Raw genomic sequence first — 7,216 nt, 5'->3', positions numbered from 1 at the left:
TACGCCGCCGAAACAGCGGCAACCGATTTCTCGGTTGCAAAAAGAGTATGCCCGTCACGGGAGGAAGGAGTATATGGCAAGACACAGTTTTATACAGATGTCAAAGCTACCCAATGTCAAGGGAAGAATATCCTATATCACAAGCCACGCAAGACAGGAAAACCTCTATGCCACCTACCGCACCGCCGACAATGAATTTTGGAGTAACCTTGCAAGGGAAAGCCAGCAGGAATTTAAGCGAAGCGGTACAGAGGGCAAATGTATTGAAGCAAGGGAATTGATTATCGCCCTGCCCGAAATTTATACAAGATACGAGCCGCAGGAAGTCCTTGAAGATTTTACGGAGGAGTTCCGCAGGCGGTATGGTGTGGAGTGCGTGTCAGCTCTCCACCACAACAAACGCAAGACAAACTATCATATCCACCTTATCTTCAGCGAAAGGAAACTGCTTCCTGAACCTGACATCAAGATAGCCACTCGCAGCGTGTTCTATGATGAAACAGGCAAAAGGGTACGCACCAAGAAAGAAATCATAGGAGAGGACGGACAGATACGAAAAGGCTGCACCGTCATAAAAAAGGGCGAGGTTTACGAAAGCCACCTCTTTACTGTGAAAGATGATAAATTCAAAAGTGAGCCTTTTCTTCGGGAGGTAAAGGAGATTTATACCGACCTTATCAATCGGCATATCTCCGATCCCGAACAGCAGTTAAAGGTATTTGATAAGAACAGCGTTTATCTTCCCACCAAGAAAATCGGCAAGAACAATCCCAAAGCCGCCGAGATTGAAACGGATAATGCCGCAAGGCAGGAATGGAACAGGACAGCGGATATGGCACTCATATCGGGTATTTCCGAAGCAAAGATTTTAGAAGTCAAGCAGACCGAGATACACAACAAAGCAAGCCAATCTATAAAAAGCAAAGGCTGGCTGCCCAATCTGTTCCGTGGGATTGTGACAAAGGCAAAAGATTTTCTTCAAAACCTTATTCGGGAAAAAGATATGCCGCCCAAGCCTACACTTGATATTGATATGGCAGAGTTCCGTCATATGCGAAATCTGATGATAAAGGTACAGGATAAGGCAATGGAAATTAAAAACTTGCAGGATAAAGTTTTGCCGCAGTTGAAACAGCAGCTTGCCGATACAAAGGGGCTTTTCAAAGGTAAAGAACGAAAAGCGTTGGAGGTAAAAATCAAAGAAACCGAAGCGGAGGTTGCCGACAGGTTGGATAAAATCCCCGATACACTCAAAGCGGACGGTTATCCCGATGTACAAGTTTTTATGAGGACTTTCCGAGAAATGGAAAGCGTTGTAGAACAGTACAACCGTGACCTTGCCGAGTGGGAATATCAAGTCAGCAGGAAACCGACAGCCGCCGCCAAAGAACAGCACAGACCACCCGAAAAGCAGAGCGTGCTAAAACATCTGCGTGAGATACAGGAACGCAACAAGCAGAAACCACCGCAAAGACAGCGTAAGAAATCCATTGACAGAGATAGCCGATAGGCATTGAAAAACCGCCGTTACGGTTTTGCCCATAGCGGCGGCATACATAATATTCTATTTGTTCTCACAATTTTTAACAAACGCTTGGACAACTGAGAAAATTCTCATATGCAGTAAAGAAGCAAGTAACTGAAAACAAGCGATAGACCTCCAGTTTGTTTTATACATTTCCACAATGCAAAAACTATGAAAACCTCTCAGGTTACTATTTACCAACTATGAAAACCTTTCTCTCTATTTTTGTTATTATCACTTGACAAAATGTAATGAGCATATTACACTATGTATGTAATTACTTAGTTACATTTTGGAAAGGAGAGATGACTTTGATATGGAATAGGATTAAAGTTCTACGAGCCGAAAGAGATTGGACACAAGCAGATTTGGCAGATAAGGTTGGGATTTCTCGACAGGCGGTTATATCAATAGAAAAATATAAATATACTCCGTCTTTGGAGTTGGCTTTTAAGATTGCAGAAGTCTTTGGCGTTTCTATTGATGAAGTTTTTGAGCATAGGGAGGATAAATAACATGAATGAACAAATAATTATCTTAGTTTTTCTCATTATCGCATTAGGCATAACTCTTTGGTTATATATTTCAAAAGCCAAGAAGCAAGTGAAATACAGAGGAGATGAACGCTGGCAACTGATACAATTAAAAGCGAGTAATACCGCAAATCTTGCACATTCGATTTTGATAGTTTTAATTGCTGTTCTACCACTTTTTATAAATATGCAAACAACAGTTACACTCCAACGAGTTTCAATTTTTGCTTTGCTCTATATTGGAATACGCAATTTAATTGAACTGGTTGCAACGATTTATTTTGACAAGCGATTATAATGTGGACACAAAATGTTTAAGAATACAAATATTGCACATGAAATCCTGCTGGCGGTATTGTTACTTTGCACAGCATATCTAGTATATTTGATTATAGTCAATCCATTGGGTAAGCATGACATTATACTTGCACTGACTGTTACGATAGGATTTATTTCATTAGGACAGGATAAGAAAAAAGATAGATTTCTGCTTATCGAATGAATAGCAAAAACAGCCGGTCAAGATAAACGGGTTACACTCGCCGTTGACTGGCTCATCTGTCCTTGCGATATGGTAATTAAGAGAGCGACAGCAAAAATGCTGCCGCCCTCTTTTTAGGTATAAATCAGTTCGCTATATATAATTTCTCTCGCCCTTGCTTGTATCTCATTCATTCTTCCAATCCATAATATCGGGCTTTCTGCTTTTAGTTGTTTGGTCACGCCCTCCCTGTCAGCCATTTGCTCGACCAAGCGGAACATCATATTTGTTGCCTGTTCGTTAATGTCAGCAAGGTAACTGTTCAACTTGCCGCTTGTGAGCAGTGTAATGTAAACCGCCCTTTTATGTTCCTGCAAATAGCGTTTGTGTCGCTGTCCCCATAAGCCGATAGGCTTGTGTTCTTTTTCGGTTGGTAAAGTAAGACAAGGAATATAATAATCTCCCTGCAACTCATACCATAAACCGTTTCTTTCATCATAAATATACTTGTCCATTAAAAAATCCTCCGTTATAATATATTCGCACATATGTCACAGTTCTCCGATTGCCACACTCTGTTATATCTTGTTATGAGATTTTCTTGCCCTTGATTTTGCCCTTATAAGCACTCAGGGAAAGAGTAAATTTGTGTGAAATCATATAAAGGGATAAGGCGAACACACTGCGATAAATCCTTTATTTTCAAGGCTTTTGGAGGATTTTATTGATAACCTATGGAGAGCAATAATCACTCATAATTTTATGGTTTTCAAATTCAAGTTTGGAGAATTGAAAAAAACGGAATTTACCTATTAAGATATATAAACTGTTGACAATAAAGCTCCTATATAGTATGTTTTTAATAAACTACTATATAGGAGCTTTTGCATGGAAATGAATGGAGGATTTCTTGTTACCAAAATAAAACAGCTTGGAGACCGGATTTTCGAGAAGATTCTCAGTGAAAAGAATATTGATGCATTTAATGGAGCCCAGGGGCGTATTCTTTATGTGCTGTGGCAGAAGGATGGTATTTCAATCAGGTCACTCTCGACTAAATGCGGATTAGCGATAACATCTCTTACTACGATGCTGGAAAGAATGGAAAATCAAGGGCTGATAAGCCGTGTTCAGTCTGAAACGGACAAAAGGAAAACGCTCCTATTTCTGACTGAGAAAGCACATGCCTTAAAGGGCGAGTACGATTCTGTATCTGATGAGATGGGCAGTATTTACTACAAAGATTTTTCAGAGGAAGAAATTACCCGGTTTGAGGAATGCCTCGACCGCATCAGAAAGAATCTTGAGGAGTGGCAGAAGTCATGAGTATTTGTATCAAAGATCAGATTCAGAACATGAATATCGTCATTGGCTGCACAGTGGGGTGTACATATTGCTATGCCCGCAACAACGTGAAACGCTGGCATATGATTGATGATTTCGCTGACCCTGAATTCTTTCCGGGTAAGCTCAAGATGATGGAAAAGAAACGTCCGCAGAACTTTCTTCTTACTGGCATGAGTGATTTCTCTGGATGGAAGCCGGAATGGAGAGACGAGGTATTTGCAAAGATCCGTGAAAATCCACAGCATCAGTTCCTGTTCCTTACCAAGCGACCTGATTTGCTGGATTTTGATACCGATCTGGAAAACGCATGGTTTGGCGTTACGGTGACGAGGAAAGCAGAACTGTGGCGTATCGATGCCCTTCGGAAAAACGTCAGAGCAAAACATTACCATGTTACCTTTGAGCCGTTATTCGACGATCCCGGCACAGTTGACCTTTCCGGAATCAATTGGATCGTTGTGGGCACCATGACCGGAGCTCAGAACAGGAAGATTCATACGGAGCCGGAATGGGCATGGTCTCTGGCGGACCAGGCACATAAGCTCGGCATTCCGGTGTTTATGAAGGAAGATCTTGTCCCTATCATAGGGGATGAAAATATGATTCAGGAAATGCCGGAAGAATTTAATAAAGTGTTAGAGGTACAGAAATCATGGAAGAAGTAATAAATGGAATCCTCATTCGTGAGGTGGAAACAAAGAACATCATGACTAAGTCTAGTCTGCCGGTAGGCGGTTACTCGGTCAATCCCTATGTGGGCTGTACACATGCCTGCAAGTATTGCTATGCTTCTTTTATGAAGCGCTTTACCGGGCACAAGGAGGAATGGGGCACTTTCCTTGATGTGAAGCATTGGCCGGAAATTAAAAATCCGAAGAAATATGCCGGACAGCGGGTGGTCATCGGTTCTGTGACAGATGGCTACAATCCACAGGAGGAGCAATTCGGGAATACCAGAAAACTTCTGGAACAGCTGATCGGCAGTGACGCAGATATTCTGATCTGCACAAAGTCGGATCTTGTGGTACGAGATATTGATCTGCTGAAGAAGCTTGGACATGTAACCGTTTCATGGTCGATCAACACACTAGATGAAAATTTCAAGAACGATATGGATTCTGCTTCGAGCATTGAGCACCGTATCTCTGCTATGAAGCAGGTATATGAAGCAGGTATCCGTACAGTCTGTTTCGTATCCCCGGTATTCCCCGGTATCACGGATTTTGAAGCAATCTTTGAGCGGGTAAAGGATCAGTGCGATCTGTTCTGGCTCGAAAATCTCAATCTTCGAGGCGGTTTCAAAAAGACAATTATGGATTATATCGCCGGAAAATATCCTGATCTTGTACCACTTTACGACGAGATCTATAACAAGCATAACCGCAGCTACTTTGAAGCACTTGAAGTAAAAGCTGAGAAAATGGCTAAGAAATATGATTGTGCCTTTGTGGATAATGAAATGCCTTATGGCAGAGTCCCGCAGGGACATCCGGTGATCGTAGATTATTTCTATCATGAGGAAATCCGTGGGACAGAGAATACCGGAAAAAGAAATCGCTAACTTCAAGTTGAACAAAATCGCTGCGCGATGGCCTGCCAAGGCTGTGGCGCAGTTTTTCTATAACTTAATAAAAAGCAGTGGAAACCAAGTCCTACAAGTAGTATTGTTAAGTCACCACAACCAACAATCAAACAGGATCGACATCCCCACTGCCTATGATAAGAATACCATTGAGCTGCCTTTCTGGCAAGCAGTTTTATTATGCTAATGCTCCTCCATGTAAGCAGTGTTTATACATTTACGATTTACTTTACATGGAGGATTTTATTATGTACGAAGAAATTTTTAATCAGATTAGATCTGCTGCGAATAAACGGAATCTCAAGGATTCCACGATTCATGCATACTGTACCAGTGTTGCTCATTTTTTGAACCACACAGCCAAGGATATAGATGCATTAACAACTGACGATGTTGATATATTCCTAACTGAAAAGAAACTTTCTGGGATTTCACCAGAAACATACAATCACTACCATTCAGGAATCCGCTTCTTTTACAAAAAAGTATTGAAGATGAATTGGGATGATGATGACATACCTCGTATGAAAAGGGACAGAAAGTTACCAACGGTGCTTACAAAAGCAGAAATATCAGCTATTTTTGATGCTACACCAAATCTGAAGCATAAAGCTATGATCGCTACTATGTATTCAGGCGGACTTCGTGTTTCAGAAGTCACACACCTTCATTATGATGATATTTCACGCACGAACAAAACCATACACATCCGCGATGGAAAAAGCCGATCTGACCGTTATACTTTGCTTGCAGACCGGACGCTTGAAATATTGACAGAATACTGGTTTCAATGTGGCAGGCCAAGAGGGATTCTGTTCCCAAGTTCATGGACAGGGGATTATCTTACAAAAGATAGTGTCATTCAGTTTTTTCGTGAAAGCGCCGAAAGAGCAGGCATTCAAAAACACGTCTCCACACATTGTTTGTGGTTGTGAGAAGTACCAGATGTCCCTTGATGGAATGCGAGAAACTCATGACTGGTTCAGAAAGCCGGGAAGTTTTGATCTGACGATTGAAAAAATCGGATGTCTGAACAGAGCAGGAATAAAAAGTGTAATTATGAGTACGGTATCCAAAACAAATATGGATGAGATACCGGATATTATTGATGAAGTTGTAAAAGCGAAAGTAAAGGTTTTTGCATTTTCCCGCTATGTGCCTACAGGTGGTGAAGTTGACACAAGCATGACACCGGAAGAATACAGAAAACTTCTGGAAGTCTGTGATGCAAAGTACAAGGCATATGAAAAGGCTGGATGCGAGACCTATTTTAATAAAAAGGATCATTTGTGGACGTTGTATGAATATGAAACGGGACAGTTTAAGCTTCCCAAGAGTACAGAGGCAGGAATGATCTATGGTGGCTGTAACTGTGGAAACTGTCATATTACCATATCTTCCAATGGAGATATTATGGCATGCAGAAGGGTGACAGACAGTAAAGTGGCCAATATTTTTGAAGACCGACTGGCAGACGTCTGGATCTGTCAGATGGAAAAATACAGAGATTATGATAAATTTGTAAAATGCAGCAAATGTGAACTTAAAGCATGGTGCCGGGGATGTCCGGCAGTTGCCAATGGAACAAGCGGTAACTTTTATGGAGCTGATCCGCAGTGCTGGAAGACTAGAAATGAGATTACCGGGGAGATATTGGAGGAGCGATAGTGTGAAAGAAAGTAGAGGACAGCCATAAATGGGCATACTTTAATAAGCTGTCTTAATTAGGCAACTTTTTGAAGCGTTAT

9 protein-coding genes are annotated in these 7,216 nt (G+C 41.4%); 8 read left to right on the top strand and 1 reads right to left on the bottom strand.

What is annotated here, in order from left to right; translation table 11 throughout:
* The first annotated feature begins 73 nt into the window (after nt 1-73).
* The 3 genes from OCV70_RS18685 (at nt 74) to OCV70_RS18675 (ending at nt 2,356) form a co-directional block, all read left to right on the top strand.
* Nucleotides 74-1,510, top strand: a complete 1,437-nt coding sequence (locus OCV70_RS18685; RefSeq protein WP_173767113.1) for a MobA/MobL family protein — start codon at nt 74-76, stop codon at nt 1,508-1,510.
* A 320-nt stretch (nt 1,511-1,830) separates the two neighbouring features.
* Nucleotides 1,831-2,040 (top strand): helix-turn-helix transcriptional regulator, encoded by a 210-nt coding sequence (locus OCV70_RS18680; protein ID WP_390417681.1) that lies wholly within the window; start codon nt 1,831-1,833, stop codon nt 2,038-2,040.
* 1 nt (nt 2,041) lies between these two features.
* Nucleotides 2,042-2,356: a DUF2178 domain-containing protein gene (locus OCV70_RS18675; RefSeq protein WP_243280876.1), complete on the top strand. Its 315-nt coding sequence runs from the start codon at nt 2,042-2,044 to the stop codon at nt 2,354-2,356.
* Nucleotides 2,357-2,673: 317 nt separating this feature from the next.
* Here OCV70_RS18675 and OCV70_RS18670 read toward each other — a convergent pair whose 3' ends face one another.
* Nucleotides 2,674-3,054, bottom strand: a complete 381-nt coding sequence (locus OCV70_RS18670) for a TnpV protein (protein ID WP_173767117.1) — start codon at nt 3,052-3,054, stop codon at nt 2,674-2,676.
* Nucleotides 3,055-3,427: 373 nt separating this feature from the next.
* Here OCV70_RS18670 and OCV70_RS18665 point away from each other — a divergent pair, with 373 nt between their 5' ends.
* The 5 genes from OCV70_RS18665 to OCV70_RS18645 all read left to right on the top strand — a co-directional run bounded on the left by OCV70_RS18665 (nt 3,428) and on the right by OCV70_RS18645 (nt 7,136).
* Nucleotides 3,428-3,865: a radical SAM mobile pair system MarR family transcriptional regulator gene (locus OCV70_RS18665; RefSeq protein WP_118014605.1), complete on the top strand. Its 438-nt coding sequence runs from the start codon at nt 3,428-3,430 to the stop codon at nt 3,863-3,865.
* Nucleotides 3,862-4,551, top strand: a complete 690-nt coding sequence (locus OCV70_RS18660; RefSeq protein ID WP_173767119.1) for a radical SAM mobile pair protein A — start codon at nt 3,862-3,864, stop codon at nt 4,549-4,551. Before OCV70_RS18665 ends, OCV70_RS18660 begins: the two co-directional genes overlap by 4 nt.
* Nucleotides 4,539-5,447 carry a radical SAM mobile pair protein B gene (locus OCV70_RS18655; RefSeq protein ID WP_117835112.1) on the top strand — a complete coding sequence of 303 codons (909 nt, stop codon included), beginning with the start codon at nt 4,539-4,541 and terminating at the stop codon, nt 5,445-5,447. Before OCV70_RS18660 ends, OCV70_RS18655 begins: the two co-directional genes overlap by 13 nt.
* A 269-nt stretch (nt 5,448-5,716) precedes the next feature.
* Nucleotides 5,717-6,403, top strand: coding sequence for a tyrosine-type recombinase/integrase (locus OCV70_RS18650; protein WP_195588364.1), 687 nt, complete (start codon nt 5,717-5,719; stop codon nt 6,401-6,403).
* A 10-nt stretch (nt 6,404-6,413) separates the two neighbouring features.
* Nucleotides 6,414-7,136: an SPASM domain-containing protein gene (locus tag OCV70_RS18645; protein ID WP_021924890.1), complete on the top strand. Its 723-nt coding sequence runs from the start codon at nt 6,414-6,416 to the stop codon at nt 7,134-7,136.
* The last annotated feature ends 80 nt before the right edge of the window (nt 7,137-7,216 follow it).

The organism is Blautia acetigignens (genome assembly GCF_025566865.1).
GTDB lineage: Bacteria > Bacillota > Clostridia > Lachnospirales > Lachnospiraceae > Blautia_A > Blautia_A acetigignens.
Note: the sequence above shows the minus strand (reverse complement) of the source record. Positions and strands in the feature narration are given on the sequence as shown.